The sequence below is a fragment of the Commensalibacter intestini A911 genome (assembly GCF_000231445.1).
Taxonomy (GTDB): domain Bacteria; phylum Pseudomonadota; class Alphaproteobacteria; order Acetobacterales; family Acetobacteraceae; genus Commensalibacter; species Commensalibacter intestini.
The window spans coordinates 898929-921183 of record NZ_AGFR01000003.1 but is presented as its reverse complement, the minus strand read 5'-3'; the positions used below and the strand labels follow the sequence as shown (position 1 = coordinate 921183).

At 35.8% G+C, this 22255-nt stretch carries 16 protein-coding genes; 8 read left to right on the top strand and 8 right to left on the bottom strand.

Going from position 1 to position 22255, the window contains the following annotated elements; genetic code table 11:
* The 3 genes from CIN_RS04535 to CIN_RS04525 are packed head-to-tail and all read left to right on the top strand — an operon-like array spanning nt 1 to nt 3058.
* Nucleotides 1-1242: a hypothetical protein gene (locus CIN_RS04535; protein ID WP_008853884.1), complete on the top strand. Its 1242-nt coding sequence runs from the start codon at nt 1-3 to the stop codon at nt 1240-1242.
* A 45-nt stretch (nt 1243-1287) separates the two neighbouring features.
* A complete protein-coding gene (locus CIN_RS04530) occupies nt 1288-2535 on the top strand; it encodes a hypothetical protein (protein ID WP_040363783.1) in 1248 nt (415 codons plus the stop codon).
* A 19-nt stretch (nt 2536-2554) separates the two neighbouring features.
* Nucleotides 2555-3058 carry a hypothetical protein gene (locus CIN_RS04525; protein WP_008853882.1) on the top strand — a complete coding sequence of 168 codons (504 nt, stop codon included), beginning with the start codon at nt 2555-2557 and terminating at the stop codon, nt 3056-3058.
* A 58-nt stretch (nt 3059-3116) separates the two neighbouring features.
* On the opposite strand, the gene CIN_RS04520 is transcribed toward CIN_RS04525, so the two are convergent.
* Nucleotides 3117-4214 (bottom strand): branched-chain amino acid aminotransferase, encoded by a 1098-nt coding sequence (locus CIN_RS04520; RefSeq protein ID WP_008853881.1) that lies wholly within the window; start codon nt 4212-4214, stop codon nt 3117-3119.
* Between the two features lie 364 nt (nt 4215-4578).
* On the opposite strand from CIN_RS04520, the gene gabD reads away from it, so the two are divergent.
* Nucleotides 4579-6027 (top strand): NADP-dependent succinate-semialdehyde dehydrogenase, encoded by a 1449-nt coding sequence (gabD, locus tag CIN_RS04515; RefSeq protein WP_008853880.1) that lies wholly within the window; start codon nt 4579-4581, stop codon nt 6025-6027.
* 59 nt (nt 6028-6086) lie between these two features.
* Here gabD and CIN_RS04510 read toward each other — a convergent pair whose 3' ends face one another.
* Together CIN_RS04510 and leuA are read right to left on the bottom strand one after the other, a co-directional pair.
* The gene (locus CIN_RS04510) at nt 6087-7076 is read right to left on the bottom strand and encodes an MYG1 family protein (protein WP_040363782.1); all 990 of its coding nucleotides are present in this window, start codon (nt 7074-7076) and stop codon (nt 6087-6089) included.
* A gap of 386 nt (nt 7077-7462) precedes the next feature.
* Complete coding sequence (gene leuA, locus CIN_RS04505) at nt 7463-9130, bottom strand: 2-isopropylmalate synthase (protein WP_008853878.1); 1668 nt, start codon at nt 9128-9130, stop codon at nt 7463-7465.
* A 197-nt stretch (nt 9131-9327) separates the two neighbouring features.
* On the opposite strand from leuA, the gene CIN_RS04500 reads away from it, so the two are divergent.
* On the top strand, nt 9328-10080 hold the full coding sequence (locus CIN_RS04500) for an AraC family transcriptional regulator (RefSeq protein WP_050798336.1): 753 nt from the start codon (nt 9328-9330) through the stop codon (nt 10078-10080).
* A 19-nt stretch (nt 10081-10099) separates the two neighbouring features.
* Here CIN_RS04500 and CIN_RS04495 read toward each other — a convergent pair whose 3' ends face one another.
* The 3 genes from CIN_RS04495 to CIN_RS04485 all read right to left on the bottom strand — a co-directional run bounded on the left by CIN_RS04495 (nt 10100) and on the right by CIN_RS04485 (nt 14801).
* Nucleotides 10100-11710 carry a P-loop ATPase, Sll1717 family gene (locus CIN_RS04495; protein ID WP_008853876.1) on the bottom strand — a complete coding sequence of 537 codons (1611 nt, stop codon included), beginning with the start codon at nt 11708-11710 and terminating at the stop codon, nt 10100-10102.
* A gap of 132 nt (nt 11711-11842) precedes the next feature.
* Nucleotides 11843-14062 carry a primosomal protein N' gene (locus tag CIN_RS04490; RefSeq protein ID WP_008853875.1) on the bottom strand — a complete coding sequence of 740 codons (2220 nt, stop codon included), beginning with the start codon at nt 14060-14062 and terminating at the stop codon, nt 11843-11845.
* A gap of 55 nt (nt 14063-14117) precedes the next feature.
* Nucleotides 14118-14801, bottom strand: a complete 684-nt coding sequence (locus CIN_RS04485; RefSeq protein ID WP_050798335.1) for a YetF domain-containing protein — start codon at nt 14799-14801, stop codon at nt 14118-14120.
* A 217-nt stretch (nt 14802-15018) separates the two neighbouring features.
* Here CIN_RS04485 and CIN_RS04480 point away from each other — a divergent pair, with 217 nt between their 5' ends.
* Nucleotides 15019-16002 carry a tyrosine recombinase XerC gene (locus tag CIN_RS04480; RefSeq protein ID WP_008853873.1) on the top strand — a complete coding sequence of 328 codons (984 nt, stop codon included), beginning with the start codon at nt 15019-15021 and terminating at the stop codon, nt 16000-16002.
* Nucleotides 15999-16934: a retroviral-like aspartic protease family protein gene (locus CIN_RS04475; protein ID WP_008853872.1), complete on the top strand. Its 936-nt coding sequence runs from the start codon at nt 15999-16001 to the stop codon at nt 16932-16934. The genes CIN_RS04480 and CIN_RS04475 overlap by 4 nt, the downstream gene beginning before the upstream one ends.
* Nucleotides 16935-16947: 13 nt before the next feature.
* Here the strand turns inward: CIN_RS04475 and CIN_RS04470 are convergent, their stop codons facing one another.
* Nucleotides 16948-17697: a DUF4184 family protein gene (locus tag CIN_RS04470; RefSeq protein ID WP_040363780.1), complete on the bottom strand. Its 750-nt coding sequence runs from the start codon at nt 17695-17697 to the stop codon at nt 16948-16950.
* Between the two features lie 7 nt (nt 17698-17704).
* Entirely contained in the window at nt 17705-19075 is a 1371-nt protein-coding gene (locus tag CIN_RS04465; protein WP_008853870.1) for a DHA2 family efflux MFS transporter permease subunit, read from the bottom strand.
* Nucleotides 19076-19313: 238 nt separating this feature from the next.
* Between CIN_RS04465 and CIN_RS04460 the strand changes: the two genes are divergently transcribed.
* A complete protein-coding gene (locus tag CIN_RS04460; RefSeq protein ID WP_008853869.1) occupies nt 19314-22250 on the top strand; it encodes a virulence factor SrfB in 2937 nt (978 codons plus the stop codon).
* The last annotated feature ends 5 nt before the right edge of the window (nt 22251-22255 follow it).

The following is a 22255-nucleotide window of genomic DNA, read 5'->3' as shown; positions in this document are numbered from 1 at the left end:
ATGGTTGTTGTTTTAAGCAGACAAAATATCCAACAGCTCACCTCACTATGTGATAGAGAAGTTGGACTATATGATCGTTTAGCGCATGAGGTATCTAGCATTGTTGGGCCAGAGCATGCAGTAATCTTTGCGCGTCCAGAATATACTAATGATGTGGTTCGTTGGAGTGCCGAGGGACAGGATTTTACTCCTTGGAATAAACTAAACTCGACACAACAAGAATCTTTATTAAAAGCAACGCAATCGATCTTATCTGATATTCAGCAACAAATGCAGGATCATCCAAAATCGTTGATGGCCCAGCATTTTGATCAGTATCGTCAAATTCCAGATTTAGATCATTTATATGCTGTTGATGGAAAACCTGTGTTAACAGGATGGGGATATGCTGGGGAAAAGGGAAGTTATGATCCTTTGGCCTCGATGCTTGTCTCTGTTCAACCCAAAAGATCAAATAAATGGCTAAATTTCCCTTGGATAACGGCTTTAGTCGCATTGTTTTTAGGTGTTTTAACTTCTTTATTATGGAATATGTATCATCATTCAGACAAAGTTTGTTATGCGACTTATCCTTTGGTTAAAGATGTTGAAGATGCGTTAAAAGCACAAGATCAAAATAAAGATCTAACGAATAAACGTAATGATTTATTAAAGACTTTGGAGCTTCTTAGGCAACAATGTAAAATTCCACCTGTGCAACCGCTTAATCCTGTTGAGGTTCCAGATTTAGCTCCTTTACCTGAAGAACCAAAATCACCAGAAGTCCCTCCAGTATCTGAGCCAGAGAGGTTGCCGAATGAGGAAACACCTAAAAAACAAGATATTCCTCAGCCTAAACCAACGCCTCAGCCAGATAAACAAGGGGATTTATCCAAAGATTCATGGAATAAAAAAGATAAATCAATGTTGGATGGCTGTTGGAAGTTAACGACACATTTAGAGCTTTATGAACAACGTTTTTTTGGGTCTTCTCATCAGCCTGTAACCAATTGGAGTTTATGTTTTAACTCAAATGGCGTTGGAAAGCAGGTGCTAACCCGCAGAGATGGTGGTACTTGTAGTGGGCCTTTGAATGTTCAATTCCAAGGAAGTCAATTGATTTTAAATCAACCAACTGATTGTCAAGGAGCATTTCATTTAATTCCAGGTAAGAATGTCTGTAATCGAGTCAATGATAAAGAGGCTCAATGTACTTATATTGATGCTGAAGGTCATCAATCTACAGGCACATTTAAGCGTTAAATGAAAGAAAAGATCAACAGAATGATAGCGCGAAGGAGTTAGGATATGAGTTTGATTTTAGCACATCATTCAGTTGATCAGATAACTCCTATAACGCTTGAAATAACGAATTTATATACTCAGTTAACCACTGAAATATCTCAATTTGTAAGCCCACAGCATGTGCTTCTTTTTGCTGAACCTAAAACGGTGAAAAATACAATCGATTGGTATGCAGAAGGGAAAGAATTTACGCCTTGGAAAGATTTATCTGAAGTCAAACAAAAAGAAGCTTTACAGGTTATACAATCAACATTAGTTGATATCACTTCTGCTGCGCGCCTTCATCCTCGTTCACTCTTATCACGTTCTTTGCCTGCTTGTGGGTGTTTCCCATCATTAGAAGATGTGTATATTGTTGATGGTCGTCCTGTTCTAACAAAATGGGGGTATCGTGAGGTGAATGGGTTTTATAATCCATTAGCTAATCATACTACTAAAATAACTCAACAGGCACGTCGTTTATTATGGTCTCATTTTCCTTGGATTACAGCTTTAGTTGCATTGTTTTTAGGTGTTGTAACTTCTTTATTATGGAATATATATCATCATTCTAACAAATCTTGTTATGCAACTTATCCTTTACTGAAAGATGTAGAGGAAGCATTAAAAACGCAAGATCAGAATAAAGATCTCACAAATAAACAGGGCGCTTTATTGAATGCTTTGGAAGTTCTTAAGCAACAATGTAAAATCCCATCTATACAACCTTTAAAACCTCAAGATGCTCCAGAGTTAGGTGTTTTACCTGATGCCACCAAAATGCCAGATGTTCCTACAGTGCCTCCAATTGAGAAGCTTCCTAATATTGAAGCACCTAAACAACAAGAGATTCCTCAACCCAAGCCAACGCCTCAACCGCAAAAAAAAGTTGATTTTCCAAAAGATGCTTGGGATAAAAAAGATAAATCGATGTTAAATGGATGTTGGCATTTAACAACCCCTTTAAAACTTGTTACCAGAGGTGCTGGAATATGGACACCTGTGGAGAGTTGGAAAGTTTGTTTTAATCAATCTGGGAATGGAAATCAAACGATTGTAAAATCAGATAATACATCGTGTCATGGACCAGTTTCAGCGTATTTCCAAGGAGAACAATTGATTATTAAGCAGCCAGGAAATTGTAATGGCAGCTTTTTCTTGGTCCAAGGCACACAGGTTTGTACGAGGGTAAGTGATACAGAGGCCAGATGTTTATATAATGATGATGATAGACCTTCAGGGAATAGAGTTCCTGGTATTTTTAAACGGTAAATGAAATAGAGTATTGATAATGATCAAAAAAATAATTTTAGTTGCTGCTGGGTTGATCTTTCCATTGATTGCTAGTGCTGCACAGCCGATTTATCAACTTGATGCAAAAGATGGAAATTGGTCTGCTTTTCATTATCAAGATGCTCAATCTCAGAAAGTTACGGCTTGTTTTGCATTATCTAATGATTTGGCATTGGGGTTTAAAAGTAGCAATGATGAAGTCGGGTTACTGACATGGAGCAAGCAAGGAAAATTGCAACCTAAAACGGATACAAGATTTGCCATTACTGTGGGTAAGCAACATTTCATATTTACGATGCAGGCCATGGATCAAAATATGTCTATGAATCGTTTAAGTGATCAAGATTTTAAACGCTTATTAGAAGCATTATCTTATGGACAAATTGCTTTGCTAGAATATGGGAAAAACCCTGTGAAGGTTGTTGATTTATCAGGGTTACCAAATATATTGGCTAAATTCCATCAATGTATTAAGAATGCAAATTTTAAAGATTATAAATAAATTGAAATTAACTTGCTATAAAAAAAGAGGCTGTTAGAAGCCTCTTTTTATTAGTGTGTTATTTAACTTCTTGAACCCAATTATGGATATCAGGTGCATTACCATATTGAATATCTACAAGAGCTTTATGGATTTCTTGAGTTAATTTTCCAGGGTTACCATCGTTAATTTGGTATTCACCCTGTTTGGTTTTTACAAAACCAATTGGAGATACAACAGCTGCTGTACCACAAGCAAAAACCTCACGAACTTTACCGCTTTGAATATCTTTAATCCATTGTTCAGCAGCATAACGTTCTTCACGAACAGTAATCCCTTTTTCTTTAGCCATTGTAATAATAGAATTACGTGTTACGCCAGGAAGAATGGTTCCACCTAATGGTGGGGTTAATAAAGAGCCATCATCTAATACAAAGAAAATGTTCATTCCGCCCATTTCTTCGATCCATTTATGTTCAGCAGCATCTAAGAATACTAACTGATCACAATTATTTTGAGTGGCTTCTTGTTGAGCAATTAAGCTGGCAGCATAATTGCCACCACATTTTGCTTCGCCAGTTCCACCAGAAGCTGCACGTGTATAGAATTCTGAAATCCATACGGTTACTGGTTTTGCACCTTTAGAGAAATAAGAACCAGCAGGGGAGGCAATCAACATGAACAAATAATCAGGAGATGCTTTCACACCAAGATAAGGAGTACTTGCGATCATAAATGGACGAAGATATAGGCTGCCAACAGATTGATCTGGAATCCAGTCTTTTTCTACTTTTACAAACTCATGAATTGCTTGTAAGAACATTTCTTCTGGTAAAGGTGCCATCGCCATACGTTTTGCAGAGTTGATAAAACGTTTTGCATTTGCTTCTGGACGGAAAAGTAAAATACGGCCATCTTTTGCTTTATAGGCTTTTAATCCTTCAAAAATTTCTTGAGCATAATGGAACACGCAAAGTGCTGGATCTAAAGTAATATTTCCATAAGGTTTAATATGCGCATCGTGCCATCCTTTTTCTTCACTATAACGAATTAAAAGCATATGGTCTGTAAATTTCTTACCAAAACCTGGGTTTTGTAAAATAGTATTTCTTTGTTCTGCAGAAGCAGGAGATGGATTTTTTTCAAATGCAATTGAAAGCATTTTTTCGGCAGACATTTTATTTTCTTTCTTAAAATGGTTATTTTATGTAATTTTATTACAAAATATATAACAATAAAATCATTTTATTTGCAAGTAGTTTTAAATTATATATTTATCATGTCTATTTATAAAATAAATTTACTTTATATCATAGGCACTTTTTGTAAAAAACAATAGTTTTTTGTATAGAAATAAAGAACGCACTTGAATGTGATTTTATCATCTATAAGTTTAATGGCTAGAATAGGATATTATTCTTTAGGAATTAACAAAGGTTATCACTTTAAATTTTAAGAAAACAACATAAATTATTTTGGATATAAGTTTGATAACCAAAACCAATTACATACACCAAAGATTAAACAAGAAAGAAGTTACTATGAATCTAAAAAATCCATCTTTATTTCGTCAACAATGCTATATTAATGGTCAATGGTTGGATGCCGATAATGGTCAAACGATCAATGTGACTAACCCAGCGACGAATGATGTGATTGGTACTGTACCTAAAATGGGAACAGATGAAACACGTAAAGCAATCGAAGTCGCAGAAAAAGCACAAGTTGCATGGCGTCGTAAAACAGCAAAAGAACGCTCTGCTATTTTACGTCGTTGGTATGACCTTCTTTTAAAAAATCAAGAAGACCTTGCGTTGTTATTAACTTTAGAGCAAGGAAAACCTTTGGCTGAAGCAAAAGGTGAAATTGCTTATGGTGCTTCTTACTTAGAATGGTTTGCGGAAGAAGCAAAACGTATCTATGGAGATGTTATTCCTGGTCATATGGATGATAAAAGGGTGATGGTCTTAAAGCAACCCATTGGCGTTACGGCTGCTATTACCCCTTGGAATTTTCCTAATGCAATGATTACTCGTAAAGCAGGTGCAGCCTTGGCAGCTGGATGTTCTATGGTCTTAAAACCAGCCAGCGCAACCCCATATTCAGCTTTGGCTTTGGCAGTATTAGCAGAAGAAGCAGGTGTTCCAGCAGGTGTTTTAAATATTGTTACAGGTGCTGCAAAAGCGATTGGTGATGAATTATGTCGTAATCCTATTGTCCGTAAGATCTCCTTTACTGGGTCTACAGAGATTGGCGCGGACTTAATGCAGGCTTGTTCTGCTACGGTTAAGAAAATGTCTATGGAACTGGGTGGAAACGCACCATTCATTGTATTTGATGATGCCGATCTTGATGCAGCTGTTGAAGGTGCAATGGTTTCTAAATATAGAAATGCAGGGCAAACTTGTGTTTGTGCTAATCGTCTTTATGTTCAAAGAGGCGTTTACGAAGCTTTTGTTGAAAAATTAAAAGTTGCTGTTGAGAAATTGAAAATTGGAAATGGCACCGAGGCAGGTGTTACTATCGGGCCAATGATTGATTCAAAAGCTGTTGATAAAATCAAAGAGCATATTGAAGATGCTGTTTCAAAAGGTGCAAAGATTATTTCTGGTGGTAAAGCATTGGGTGGAAACTTCTTTGAACCAACGATCCTTTCAAATGTTCCTAAAAATGCAATTGTTTCTAAAGAAGAAACTTTTGGTCCATTAGCACCGATCTTTGTATTTGACACTGTGGATGAAGCTATTCATCTTGCGAATGATACAGAATTTGGTTTGGCTTCTTATATTTTTGCCAATGATATGTCCAGAATTATTAAAGTATCGGAAGAATTAGAATATGGAATGGTTGGGATTAATACAGGACTTATTTCAAATGAAATGGCACCATTCGGAGGGATTAAAGCTTCTGGATTAGGTCGTGAAGGTTCTAAATACGGAATTGAAGATTATTTAGAAATTAAATATCTTTGCCTTAGCTTAAACAAATAATTTTTATTAAGAGTTATTCAGAAAATATAAAACTGAATAACTCTTTTTTTTATTGAGGGTTAGCCCCCTAAAGTTTTTTCAGCCAAAGCAATCGCCGCTTCTTTTGTTTCTGTAACGGCAATAAATAAGCCTTTATGAACAAATTTAGAACCAGGAATTCCTGTTTCTGCGGCTAAAGCCTCGCCTTCTAATCCACCCCAACTGGCAGGGAAGAGTTTACGACGATCATTTCCGTGCATACGAATAGGCACAGTTCCGATGCGCCATTCATTTTCAGCAGGATAAATCACGAGCTGTGTAGCCCAGCCATTTGCAAAAATTGGATAAATATGAGGCATCCAGCGCGGTAACATTAAAATACGTTGATCAGGGCTACTTTTATAAGCTTCTTGAGTGCATCCAATCGCTCTTAAACGAGCAAATTCGATGTTTAATTGATACATCAAAACAGTGCGAACAATTTGGGATGCTTCAAAAAAACGTTCTAATTGTGTAGAAGAATCATCAGTATCCCATGGTGGATTAAAAACGTTAATAATAGATGAAAAATTTAATCCATTTTCTGGATGCATTTTACCATTATCAATCGCATCGATAGGGATAACTAATGATTTTTCGATGACATTATGTGCAATTTTACGAGACTTATCATCAAGATCAGGTGCCAGTTTTTGAATAACATCCAATCCAAAAGCACGCCAAATTAATCCGGCAGAGCTGTAAGGAATAGTTCCTTCGATCCCTTTAGGGGTCTGTTTAATATCACGTTCAGGTGCGCCGATTTGGTGATGGTCAAAACGGCGTTTACCATCAAAAATCCCACCAACATCAAACACGATATCTGCTTTTTCTATAATTTCAGTATCGCGTGTTCTTTCAACTTTAAAAGGGCGATTATCTAAATCCAAAGCAATAGCTAAAGTTGTAAACGCAAACACATCGTCAATATGAAAACGCCCATTATGCGTAACAATTAAAAGTTCTTTGTTACGATCCATCAGTCCTTCTGTTAACGAATCAGAAAGAGGGGGTGTGATATCATCGGGCATGATTTCTCCAGTAATAAAAAAAAGGATATAGCTTTCATAATATAAGCTAGTTACCATAATAAAAATAAGAAGAGATACGAGAAAAAATTATTTTGTTTAAATATTATCTCTGGATCACTTAATAAAAATAGAAAAATATATGATCATATATAATGAATAAAATATATTTATCGGAAACATTATCAATGTATTGTGGCAATATTATATCAATATTCTTTTTTTACAAGAGTTCAGATTTGTAAAATTATAGAAGTAAGTAAATAGATAGATAGATAGATAGATAGATAGATAGATAGATAGATAGATAAGCATTATATGTTTTATAATGAAAAATCCTCTGAGCTTATGAATATAATTTTTAATCAAGAGCTCAGAAGAGAAATATATTATTTTATAAATTTACTAACGGCATTTAATAAAGCCTTTAAAGAAGAGCCTAGAATATCGTTATCAATAGCAACACCCCAACAGCTTTCTCCTTTTTTATTAGAGCATTTAATATAGCTGATTGAACGGCTATCGCTACTTTTACCTAAAGTATGCTCTGTATATTCTTCAATACGGAAATCAACTTGTGTTTTTTCTTTTAAGATTGCAGTTCCAGCAGATAATACCCCGTTTCCTTCACCAATCATGGTTGTTTTCTTACCATCAATATTCAATGCTAGTTTTAACTTTGTATTGTTAGGTGAGTTTTGCTCAACATTAAACTCTTGTAATGTAAGTTTATTTTGTCCTGTTAATCCATATTCTTCACGGAAAGTAGACCAAATTTCAGCAGGAGTTAATTCATGTCCAGATTGATCCGTTTTCTCTTGAATAACATTACTAAATTCACGTTGTAAATGAGGAGGTAACTCAATCCCATGATTTTGTTGTAAAACCCATGCAGAGCCACTTTTCCCAGATTGACTATTGACGCGAATAACGGCTTCATAACTACACCCCAAATCTGCAGGGTCAATTGGCAAATAAGGCATTTCCCAGTATGAGTGCTCTTGTTTTTGACGGGTTTGGAAGCCTTTTTTGATCGCATCTTGATGGCTTCCAGAAAAAGCACTAAAGACTAAATCACCGACATAAGGATGTCTTGGATGTACAGGAAGTTCATTACATTCTTTAACAACTGCTGCGACATGTTTTATATCATGAAAATCAACATTGGGATTAATCCCTTGAGAATATAAATTCAATGCCAAGATAATCAAGTCAACATTGCCTGTACGCTCACCATTTCCAAGTAAGCATCCTTCGATGCGATCAGCGCCAGCTAATAAAGAAAGCTCTGCTGCGGCGATGGCTGTGCCTCGATCATTGTGAGGATGCACGCTAATACAAACTTTGTCACGTTGTGTAAAGTGAGTGCAAAAATATTCAATTTGATCTGCAAAGATATTTGGTGTGCTTGATTCAACAGAACTGGGCAAATTAATAATCATTGGTCTTTGTTCTGATGGTTTCCATACGTTGGTAACAGCTTCACAAATGCGGATAGCAAAATCCATTTCTGCTAAGGAAAAATTCTCTGGTGAATATTCAAATGTCCAATGTGTATCTGGATTTTTTTCACAAAAATCACTGACTAATTGAGCAGCATTGCAAGACATTTCAATAATCTCATCTTGAGATTTATTAAAGACAATCCGTCTAAAGATTTCTGCAATCGCATTATAAACATGGATAACAACTTTTTTAGCACCTTTTAATGCTTCAAAAGTGCGTTCAATCAATTCTGGTCGAGCAGCGGTTAAGACTTGAATGGTCACATCATCAGGAATTAAGTTATTTTCAATTAAATGACGCACAAAGTTAAATTCAGTGTCTGAAGCAGATGGGAAGCCCACTTCGATTTGTTTGAAACCACATTCAATTAACAAATTAAAGAATTTAATTTTACGATCGTGATCCATCGGGTTGATTAAGGATTGGTTGCCATCACGCATATCCACAGCACACCAAATAGGGGCTTGAGTAATTGTTTTGTTTGGCCATGTGCGCTCTGGGAATGGGAAAGCATTAAATGGACGATATTTTGTTTCTGGATTAGTCAACATTGGAATTTACCTTTTAAAATGTCTTTAATAGTGACGATTGAGATCAGTATAACCAAGGTAAATTTGATTCGCTTTTGAAGCCCAGACAGGTTTTTGCTCAAAATGGACAATTTGATCTATTTTTAGAGATGAAATTACAGTAAAATAAGATAATCTTATGATTTTTATTTCTATTTTATGAATATGGTAGGCATATTTTGTCTCTTTTATCCGTTAAAGAATATCAGTTTTCTAGCCAGCATTTCGAAGATGAGTTCCATCGTCATGATTGTGTGCAATTGTTAGTCATTAAAAAAGGGCTGATCCGTGTTGAAACGCCAGAGAGCTGCTCTGTCATCACGGAAAAAGATGGGATATGGATCATTGCAGGGGCAATGCATAAGCTCACTATGTTAAGAGACACAGCACTTTATAGTATTTATGTAGATCCTTTGGCTCGCGCTGATTTTCCTTATAAAACACAAGTGGTTAATGTTTCGCCGTTGATGCACGCATTAATGCCAAAATTAGTGGGAATGGATAGTCATTATTTTCCACATTCGATTGAAGAATGGACGATTGAGCTCTTTTTAAATGAATTACGTTCTTTATCGGATTTATACGCGTTTGAATTGCCTTATCCCAAAGAGTTAGAATATCAAGAAATCTGTCATTATATTACTGAAAATTTAGATTATCCTTGGTCTGTTGCTGACTTTTCAAAGAGATTAAAAGTGAGTGATCGCACGGTAACCCGTCAATTTTATAGACAAACAGGGCTAAGTTTTGTCGAGTGGCTACGCAGAAAACGCATGCAAGTAGCTTTGGAACTGTTAACTTCTGGCGAACCGATTACTCAGGTTGCTTTACAAGTAGGATATGATAGTCCCAGCGCCTTTACGACGGTTTTTAAGCAAAGGTTAGGATTTACGCCTAGGGACTATGTGAATAAAGTGATGGGTAAAACGTAAGAAAATTATAACTAATATATTACTTCTGTCTTTGTTGTAATATGGGGTGTAAAGTTATAGAGGTGTTTTCATTGATTTCACTAATACTTATGATGCCTTGATTAGAATTAGAATGTAGATAATTATTATTATTTTTTACATTGATTAAGCCCACCCTAAATAAACATACAATAATATGTTTGGTAAATAAGAGAGGTGCTAGTGGAGAGATATTGTTTAAATAGTTTTTTGTCTCATTGATTAAATAACTTTCATACGATAGTGATGCTAGTGTAATAATTGCATCATCGAATTTGTCTATAAAATCTTTGATTTCAAGTCTATTTCTTTCAAAAGATTGTACTAATTGTATAATTTCTTCTAGTTCAGGGTAAATACTGAACCATTCCTCTTTTATAGCCTGTATTCTTTTTTTTATATATAATGTTTCTGCAATTCTAATACTCTTTTCGCTAATCAGTGTTTTACCATTGGATATGGAAAGGCATTCATTAACAAAGCTTATAATATCTCTTGGTCGCATGAAAGTTTTACTGATAAGATAATCAAAAGATTTTTTTTGCCCAACTTTATCTATAAAAATATTATCATAACTAATGAAATCTTTTGAATATTTGCGTTTGTAAAGCAATGCAATACGTTTATTAACGATTTCTTTTAATTCATGTTCTTCCCATCTTAATTGAAAACAGATACTTTCTAATTTTTCTCTTTGTGTATCTATATCTTTTGTTTCAAGAATAGTTTTCTCAAAAACATCTTCTCTAATAGCAACTAAAATTTTGAAATCTTCGATAGATCTAAATTTATTTAAAACATCAATTAAAGCTTTAATTAATTTAAATCGAATCTGAATATCTACCCAATTAGAATCAAGTTTATCTATTAATAAGTAAATACAACGCTGGTCATTTGATTCTTTTGCTAGAAGATCAATTAAATTTTGTAAGCATTTTAGTTGGTCAGAACTGATAATTTTTTGTACTCTATTTTTGATATCTACCTTTTTTTCTTCTTTTAATTTATTATCATATTTACCGCTTATTTTTACTTTTTTTGCAATATCTACACCAAGCTCTGCTTCAAATTTATTTTCGTATTCTTGTGTTATATTTTTAACAATTTCATCAGTTTCCAACCAAAAATCACCTCCCCACATATCAAGGTAATTTTGTATTCTTTCTAACTTTCCTTTTTCTTTGGAAAATTTGTTTAATATACGTGTTAAAAAATTATTATTTTCTTGTTGTTGCGTAATATTCCATTTTATTTTTATATATTCAACACATAGTATGTGCTTCCAAAGAGTTTGAAATAGCAATGATAAATCTAAACCAATATCATTTAAAAATTTAATTATATTAGAATTAGCAATATAGTTCATAAATGTATCAGCAAGGTCTATTTCCTGTGATTTTTCTTTACAACTTAGTATATATTTAACAATAGCTGTTTTCCCTGATCCCGTTCGTCCTAAAATAATACTATATGGAGAATTCTGGTCTAAAAGTTCATCTAAATCATATTTTTTTACAAAACATTCAAATAAAAAATTATCATCATTTTCTGCATCTATACTACCAATAGTCGTTCCAGGACGAAGTATTGCAGGGTTGCTTTGATTTTTCATTAAATGATACCTAATAATTGTTTTTCTATTAATTACAATAGGTTAGACTATCATTTTTTTAATAAAAAGAATACGATTATTTAATGATATTAGATGTATTAATTTAATTAGAAATTTTGAAGAATAAATATTTTACAAAAAAGAAATTGGATCGATATCCACATCAATCTTAACGCTTTTCTTAGCTTTTACACTGGATAGCCATTGGTGTAAAATAGGCTGAATGGCAATATGCTTTTGTGTTCTGAGTAATAATCGTTGTCGATAACGATTTCGTAGCAAAGCTAAAGGAGCAGGGGCAGGGCCGAGGACTATGACGCCTTCCATCTGAGGAGCATTCTGTCCAAGCTCATAAGCAATTTGCATGGCTTCCTCATTCGTGTCCGCACTGACAATAATCGCAGCCAAACGACCATAAGGAGGCCAGAACCCCATTTGACGTTCAGCAGCTTCTTGCAGCATAAATTCGTTAAAGTCTCCTTTGACTAATGTTTCCATCACAGGGTGATCTGATAAGTAACTTTGTAACATCACAATCCCTGGGGATTGAGCTCGCCCTGCGCGTCCACCAACTTGGTGAAGTAGCTGCAATGTTTTCTCTGAGGCTCTTAAGTCTGCGCCACTTAATCCAAGGTCAGCATCAATTACCCCAACTAAAGTCAAAAATGGAAAATGCCACCCTTTGGCGACAATTTGAGTACCAATAATAAGGTTAACTTCTTTCTGGTCAATCTGACGAATAGCTTCAGCCGTTGCTTTGGAGCTAGTTAAGCTATCACTTGACATTACAAGAATTTTGGCATCAGGAAAAGTGGCTCGTGCTTCCTCGGTAATACGTTCTATTCCTGGGCCAATGGGTACCATACTGTCTGGTGCACTACAATGCGGGCATTCTTTTGGAATAGGAATAAAATAATCACAATGATGACATACTAAACGTTGAGTGCTGCGGTGTTCGACTAGCCAAGCCGAGCAATGAGGACATTCTAATCGATGACCACAAGCACGACAAAGGGTTAAGGGGGCATAACCTCGACGATTAAGAAAGAATAGAACTTGCTCGCCTTTTTCTAAGCGTTGTTGAGTGGCAGTAATTAACGGAGGCGATAAAAATAATCCTCGATGAGGTGGGGTTGCCCTTAAATCCACGACTTGCACATCCGGCATAGAAGCCCCACCATGACGAGCACTGAGTGTTAAATGATGGTATTTATGATGATATGCATTGGTTAAAGTTTCAAGGGATGGTGTTGCTGAAACAAGCACTGCTGGACAATTTGATAATCTAGCTCGCACAATCGCCATGTCTCTGGCGTGATAAATAATTCCTTCCTCTTGTTTAAAAGAGGTCTCATGCTCTTCATCAATGATAATCAACCCCAAATGGGTAAAAGGAAGAAATAAAGCAGATCTGGCACCGACCAGCACAGAAACTTCATTTTTAATAACAGCTTGCCATGTCAATTTGCGTTGCTTATTGGACAAATCTGAATGCCAGAGGGCAGGTTTAACCCCAAAACGTTTTTCAAAGCGTTCTACCCATTGTGAAGATAGTGCAATTTCAGGGAGCAAGATTAAAACTTGTTGCTCTTGTTCTATACAAGTCGCAATCGCCTGCATATATACTTCTGTTTTTCCAGAGCCCGTAACCCCTTGTAATAGAGTGACAGAGAACTGTTTATCCTCGACTTTCTCGCTTAAAAAGTCAGCAGCTTCTTGTTGATCTTCAGATAGTTGTGGAATATGGAAAGAAGGATTAGGTTCTAAAAAAGTAGAATGATACGGTAATAATCTTTCTTCAAGAATACCTGCCTTTGCGAGACCCTGAATAACACTGGAAGTTACAGTCAATGCTTCGCTTAGAAACTTAGTCGTGAAAGGGATTTCTTTACCTTTTAGAAATTGGATAATTTTCTCACGGGCAGGGGTCATACGAATAGTATTCGTTGATAAATCAGATAATACCCATCCTGTTTTTGCTGTATTAGTAGAGGCATAGGTTTGAATGCCTCGTAAAGCAATTGCCAGCACCATGCCTGGAGAAGATAATGTATACGCAGCGACCCAATCGATAAATTGTAATAAAATGGCAGGAAGTGGTGGAACGGATAAAGTCGATAAAATAGGCTTTATCTTTTTAATTTTTTTAGGTTCTTCTTCAGATAAAGAAATCCCTTTGGGGAGTTGATGTTTTTCCCATATAACTCCGATTTCTTCTCTATTGCCAAGGGGAACCATGACTAATGTTCCCGGAATAAATGTTTCATATTCAAGTTCTGGTGGAACTTGATAATAAAAAGGCTCCTTAAAAGGATATGGCAATAAAACAGGTAGAATACGTGAAGAGGACATTATAGGGTCTATACCAAAATGATCTTAATAATTTAGAAAGCAATAAGAGTGAGCATTATGATTGTTCTTTAGATTTTAAAGTTACAGGAACCGTTATCTTTTTACCATCATCTAAAGTAATAATAATTCGATGACTATAATATTCGGCAATAAAAATTTCTTCTAACTTTAGCTGATTATTTTCTAAAAGGTGAGAGATATATTGGTCGTCTGTTTCAAGTAGCTCGAAAGGTAATCGTTGGATTTCACCTCTTAAGATCAAAACAATAGAAGGTTCATTTTGATCTTTTTCAATAATAGTCAATTGTCCATTGGGCTCTACTTGTGCGTAATGGACTTCTTGGATAGAGCCAATACCTCTGGCATGTAAAATAGAAAGTAGATTAATAATATCGATTTTATTTTGTTTATTATTAATGGTGTCAACCATGAGCTGACCATTTTTAACAATAATAATCGGATCACCTAATGTAAAAGACCTAAATAGCTCGAATTTTTTGGCTACTTTATTTAATAAATGCATTAAAAACGTGCCAATAATCAGCACTATAACGTAGGTATATAATGGAATGGTATCGCTATAGATTACTCCCCCAATAATACCACCTAAAATAAAATTCCCAATTAAATCAATAGGGGACATCTGAGAGATCTGTGTTTTTCCCGAGTAGTTGAAATAACAAATTACTATAATAAATCCGACAATAAATTTAAGAAAAACTAATGCGAAATAACTCATTATTGACCTCTTTATTACAGGACTCATATAGTAATCGATGGCTACTATAGAGATAATTATATTTTTAACAATTAGTTATCATATAATTGAAAAGCAAAGTATTCTTTAAAATAATTATTAGCATTTAATGCTAAACTACATCGTAGGACATATGTATAATTCACTGTATCATTGTGGCAAATGATGAGATAAATAATTAAAAATTAGGATAAAATGAATGTTAGCATTTGAGTTGTTGCAACAATTTCTAGGATGGATGAAAGATAGTCGTCGGGCTTCTGAACATAGTATAATTGCATACCAACAAGATCTAACGCGTTTTTTATCTTTTTTAACGATTCATTTCGGAGGAGAACCCACTAAGCAAACCTTATCAGATGTGTCTCATAAAGATTTACGTTCTTGGTTGGCTGATGAAAATGACAAAGCACTGAGTAATCCTCAGTTAGGGCAGGGTAGACATACTCAAGATGCTGCTATTCGCACACGTCGGCGTCGTCTATCTGCATTGAAGTCATTTTATCGTTATTTAGCGCTTCATCATGATATAGAAAATATAGCGCCTACATTACTTAGTACCCCCAAAGTCAAACAACCTTTACCTCACCCTTTGTCGCAAGAGGAAGCAACAGCACTTTCAAAAGATATTGCAATTATTGATGAATCTCCTGTGGCTCAATATCGTGATATTGCTTTATTTACGTTGCTTTATGGGTGCGGATTGCGGTTGTCAGAGGCTTTGGGGCTAGATTGGATTGACTTGCATCATGCTGATTTAAATGCTGAAGGAGGAATGTTACGCGTTGTTGGTAAAGGGAATAAAGAGCGTCTCATTCCAATTCTACCTATGGTTGCAGAAGCATTGCTGCAATGGAAAGGGCAATATCCTGGCGTAACCGAAGGAAAAGAGCCAGTTTTTATTGGTTTGAGAGGAAAACGTCTAAACCCTTCGATTGCACAAAAGACAATGCGAGAATATCGGAGAATGATGGGACTATCTGATTTAGCAACCCCACACGCATTACGCCATTCTTTTGCCACGCATATTATGCAAAATGGAGGAGATCTCAGAACCATTCAAACGTTATTGGGACATGCTAGTCTTTCTACGACACAACGTTATACGCTAATGGACGAAGCTCATTTGCTTAAAATATGGGAAAAGGCACATCCTAGGGCACATCAGGAAAAGAAACTATGAAAAAGCTCTTTCTTTCTATTTTTGTTAGTTTTGTGTTTTGTATTGGTATGTTTCCTGAAAAATCACATGCAGAAGATACATGTGATTATGCGAAAGTAGGACAAGTTCCCTTAAAAGATTGGGGAGGCTTTTTAATTGCAACGGTGATGTTGAATGGTCGTCCTTTTAATATGGTCGTTGATACAGGATCAGAAGGAAGTCTGATCTCTCCCGAAGGCTCTGCTATTTTAAATCTTCCCATTGATCCCAATCGTCAAACCGTTGTCCAAGGCCCAAGAGGTGGACAAGAGCTTGTGCAAAATGTCTTAATTCAACATATGAAGCTCGGGCAATTAACAATAGGCCCTTTGTCTGTTCCTTTGGGAAATTTACCGTCTTATCCGCGGTTAGATATCCCTGTAATTGGTTTAATTGGTGGGGATATTTTATCGCATTTTGATGTTGATTTCGATATAAAGGCTGGGCAATTATCGTTATGGCAAGTTCATAGTAATTCAATATTATGTCATGTGCCTCCATTTTGGGGGAGTAAGATGCAGTCAGTGCCATTACAAATGCAAGGGAAACGTCCTTTTGTTGATGTTAAAGTTGATAATAAACCATTAGTTGCATTGCTAGATAGCGGTGCTCGATCTCGAATTATTACGTTTGAAACAGCGATTAAAATTGGGGTGCCATATCATGTTCTTACCCAAGATCCAGGAGGTTTTGCCAGCGGTGTAGATATGCGTAGCTCTCGATATTACTGGCATAAATTTAAAACCTTTCAACTCGGCGAAGATATTGAACGTAATCCTACCTTAACTGTATCTCCATTATCAGATACAACCAATATGCTTATCGGATCAGATTGGTTTGCACCTCGTCACGTGTGGGTATCTTACTCTCGTCAGAAGTTATTTTTTATAAATAATATGGGTAAAGGGAAGTAAAAATGAGTAATATTTAGTTCTTAATTTGACGATTATTTATCCATAACGCTATCACAATAATAAACGCAAAGAAAAGTAATTCAGCTATTCTTAACTCATGAAAAACAAATTTATTTATATTAAAGGCTGTATTTTTCTGTGTGAGATAAAATGCAAACGGAAAGCTGGCTATTATAGAAATTATACCTATTCCACAGAGTTGATAGAGTTTCTTGATGTTTCTTTTTTGCTCAGGAAAATCTAATTTACGGTGATATTGTCGATATATTATACAAAGATAGATTAACCCCAATAAAGAGCTTAAATATTGTAAGAGTTTATATATTCGTAATTCTTGCCTGTTTGTTATCATCTCAAACAGATTATATTGCAAAAAATGAATATCTCTAACGAAATTTCCCGTTTCATGGGTAAAGCCATCCCACAGAATATGCGTGGCTGCTCCAATAAACAAAGAAAAAGCAATGATAATGCAATTAGAGAATTTCCATTCTTTGCAGAGCTTAATAGGAATAGGAAGTATTTGTTCTAAAGGCTTGGATAACATAGAAAAGACAATAAAAAGCATGATACATAATGGAAATGCAGTATAAAACCAGCCAATAAAATGATGAGCCTTGGTTGCAAGTTTAAATAAACCCACAGAGTAAAAGAGGTCAGGGGATACGCTGCCGATAACAAGGGCTGGTAAATTAAGAAACTTACCTATTTTCGAGTGTTTTAATGGAAAAACAACAGCTGGATGAGAGAACGTCCAAGGCATTTTAAACCTATATTCTTTTATTGGGTAGTAAGACAAATATAAACGCACTTACTGCGGTAATTAGTCCTAAATATAACCAAGTAAAATGGAAATGCGTAGCAGGTAATGCATGAAGGTGAATGGTCTCATCTAACGTGAGTAAAATTGCAGAAACAGCAACCCCAGAAGCCATAGAAACTTGCATAACAGTAGATAATAAACAGCTTCCTGATGCTTGTCTTTTGGCAGAAAGGTCTAGAACCGTTACTGTATTCATCGCAGTAAACTGCATAGAGTTAATAAAACCCGTAATAAACATTAAAGTAGAAATTAAAACCCATCCAGAATGCTCGTTTACAAGGCAATATGACATATAAGAAGCACTTAAAATTAGTGTATTGATAAATAGAAAATTACGATAACCTGCAATATGAATTGCTTTTGAAACAAAGGGTTTCGCCATCATTGCAGAAATTGCCAACGGTAACATTGCCATCCCACAAGCAACAGGGGATAATCCTAATAATCTTTGTAGCATCAAAGGGATCATAAAGGGGACTGCACCACATCCTAAACGTGCAACTAAATTTCCCAAAAGACCGACGGAAAAGCTTCTAATTTTAAAGAGTTTTGGCGCAAACAATGGATAATCATGATATAAAGACCTAATCCAATAGGCAGCTAAAAATACAGTTCCAACACAGATAATAATGGTTGGGGTCATATAATACTTAGTTTCACTATACAGACTTAATGCATAAGTAATCAGTGCAATGGAAGCTGCAAAAATAATATATCCCCACGTATCAATGCGAAGGTTTTCATCTTTTTGAGTAGGGAAATATTTTAATGCAAAATAAATTCCAGCTATTCCAAATGGAAGGTTAATAAAGAAAATAACAGGCCAATCTAGATAAGAAGCAATGCCCCCCCCGACAATAGGGCCGATTAAAGGGCCAGTTAATCCAGGGATAGTGACTAAACTAAGGGCTTTAATCAGTTGATCTTTTGGAAAAGTTTGTATGACTGCTAATCGTCCAACGGGCAACATTAATGCGCCACCAATTCCTTGGATAACTCGGGCAATGAGCAATTCATTCAGTGTGCCAGAAATTCCGCATAATAACGAACCGACTGAAAAAATACATAATGCAGCACAAAATATAATCCGACAGCCATATTTTTGGCATAAAACTCCTGTGAGTGGAATAAACAAGGAGTTCGCAATCATATAAAAAATAATGATATTTTTTGTTGTTGCTAAAGGGGAGTGAAAAACGGTTGCTAAATAAGGAATAATCGTATTAACCGCCGTTGTATCCAGCGACGCCATAAAAAAAGCAATGGCTGCGACAATAGGCAATAAAGTATTTTGTTTATTTTGATTAATAGCGTTCATGAGGATGCGAATATATTCACTTTGAATGATTTGTATAGGCGATTAACTCAGACTTATGCTAACTATAATTTATGGCTTTTATATGCATTTATCTTTTAAAAACGTCTTATTATAGCCTAAAATAAATGTTTGTGTTGATAAAATTAAGTCATCATTTATTTTATAAATTGATATTTTTTGCAGCTTTAAGCATAGTAATTTAAAATGATTTGTTAATTATTTAAGAGAGCAAAAGCGTATGAACCGTACCATCACGTTAATACCCGACAGTGGATTACAATTTTGGCCCGTATTATTTACAACAGAACAGATCAAAAATATACGATGCTGGTTTTGGGAAGAACGTAACGGTGAATATGATGATGGCAGTCCTCGTTATATCCTGCATGCCTTGCAAGAGGACGCAGAAACAGGCGTTATCAAAGACCCTTTAACAGGACGAGTGCCACCTGAAGATCAAATTTATGATGTTACTTGGAAAGCAGTTGTTCAATCTTTACAAAAACAATGGCTGCCTTTACCTTTTTTTGCATTACTCTCAGCAGAACAAGGTGGAGATAAACTCTTTCGTAAAGGTCCTGGAAACTGGGTGCGTGGTCGCTTTGCAGAGCTTGAAGAAGGAAAAATCCATCTTGATTTGGTCTTTGATACCAGTTTAGAAGAACTGCAAGAAGATGGTGTATATAATGCACCGACTTTTGAGGATAGCCAACGACAAGACCATTTTAAATTTGTTTCTTCCTTGCAAGATATTGCTTGGTTTTTAAATGAAGCATGGGTTGGGGATTGGTTATTAAAAACACAACAAGAAGCTCAAGAAAAAGCAGAGCAAAAAACATTCTCTGATCGTCAATATTATTGCTGGCATTACGCGGTTTATCAAACTTTTTTACAAATTTTACAAGCTGTGCAGCAAATGCCAACCATTCATTTGTTAGATGGAAATACAGAAAAAAATATTCAAAATGTTGTCGAAGTTGATTTGGTTTTAGATTTAGGCAACTCACGAAGCTGCGGCATTTTAATCGAAGATCATTTAGGGCAGGACCTTAATTTCTCCAGTAGTTATCCTTTGGTGCTTAGAGACTTATCTCGCCCTTATTTAGAATATGATCAACCATTTCCTAGTTGCATTGAATTTGCCAAGGCAAATTTCGGTAATGATTTACTTTCTCGTCGTTCTGGCAGAAGCAAAGCATTCTTTTGGCCTAGCCCCGTCAGAGTTGGATTTGAAGCTGCTCATTTGGCAGGAATGCGTATCGGGAATGAAGGATTAACAGGTCTTTCTTCTCCTAAACGCTATATATGGGACAGTCGCTTGTCTTTACAAAGCTGGCGATATAATAGTCGTTCTATCAGTGATGGTGGACGTATTATTGATCCCCCTGTCAATGGGGCTTTTATGGCGATGATCTCCCCTGAAGGACGCGTTTTATCTGATGAAGAACGTGCGTCAGGTGAAAATATTACAACGCAACCTAATTTTTCTCGTAGTTCATTATTTACGTTTATGTTTGTAGAGATCTTGATGCAAGCACGCTTGCAAATGAATTCTCCTCAAAACAGAGAGCAACGCCAAGATAAAACATTAATGCGTCGATTACGCTCTATTGTATTAACCATGCCACCAGGCATGCCAGTTGCAGAACAAAAGATTTTACAAAATAGAACCAAAGCAGCCATTGATTTATGCTGGAAAATGCTCGGCTTATCATGGAATACACGTCCCCAATTACAATGTCGTTTGGATGAAGCAACAGCTACACAAATTGTTTGGCTTTATAACGAGATTACAGAGCGTCTTGGTGGTAATGTAGATGAGTTTATGCGTCTACATGGTCGCTTGCGTCCTGATCCAGAACAAAATGAAAAAATGGCTCCATCAATCAGAGTTGCTAGCTTGGATATTGGTGGCGGCACAACCGATTTAATGATTAGCTCTTATACGGTTCCTACTGGAGAGACAATTTTTCCAAAGCAGGAATTCCGTGAGAGTTTCAAGGTTGCTGGTGATGATATTTTAGAGCATTTAATTACAAATGTTGTTTTACCCCCTTTGGCTGAATCCTTACAACAAGCAGGTGTTCAAGATACACAAGCTTTACTCAGTCGCATGATTGGACAAGATTGGGGAGGACAATCTGAACAAGAGCGTCACTTAAGGAAATTATTTGTCAGCACGATTTTAGAGCCGATTGCGATTGCAGTCTTAACAGAATATGAAGCGATAACAGATCGTAGTATAGAAGGATTAACACCTTTTTACGTCAAAGATATTCTTGGGCAAGATAAAGAAAATATCAATCGTTCAGCCTGTTATATTCATCGTCAAGCAGAGTTGGCTGGAGCTCAAAATTTTAATATTGCTGATGTAAAATTTGCAATTAAAGTCCAACATGTTGAAGCCTCTATCTCTCATGTTATGGGTGAAGTCATTTCCAATCTCTGTGAAGCTGTCTGGGCATATAATTGCGATGTTTTATTAGTCTCAGGACGACCATCTAGATTTAGACGTATTGTTGATATGATCAAAGCCGCAATGCCAGTGCCTCCACATCGTATTGTCGGAATGTATCATTATCGCGTGGGTGCTTATTATGCTTTCCGTGATGCTAGAAATAGAATTAGTGATCCTAAAACAACCGTTGTTGTGGGGGCATCATTATGCCTACAAGCAGAAGGAAAGCTACAAAATTTCGTTCTAAGAACACGAGATTTAAAAATGTATTCCACAGCTCGCTTTATTGGACGTTTAGAAAAGAACGGTCAGTTGCGAAATAAAAATGTATGGCTTTCTAATATAGATTTAGAAGGTCAAGCCTCTGAAGATGTTGGATTTACCATTAACGACTTTGAAAATACAACGCGTATTGGGTTTAGACAACTTGGCATCGAACGTTGGCCAGCCTCACCATTATATACATTAGAATTTGGAAACTTCCCTGGCTTTAATAAAGTGTCTTTGCCGTTGACGGTAAAAATTGTTCGACAAGATATCGATTTGGATAAAGAGCAAGCACAAAAAGATTATTCAGGCAGAGAGCAATTTAAAATTGCAGAAGTAACCGATCAAAAAGGTGAGCAATATCCGCCTCGCATTTTATCCTTACGATTGCAAACGATGCAAAATGTCGAAGGATATTGGCGAGACACTGGTCGCTTTACGTTAGCTTAAGGAAA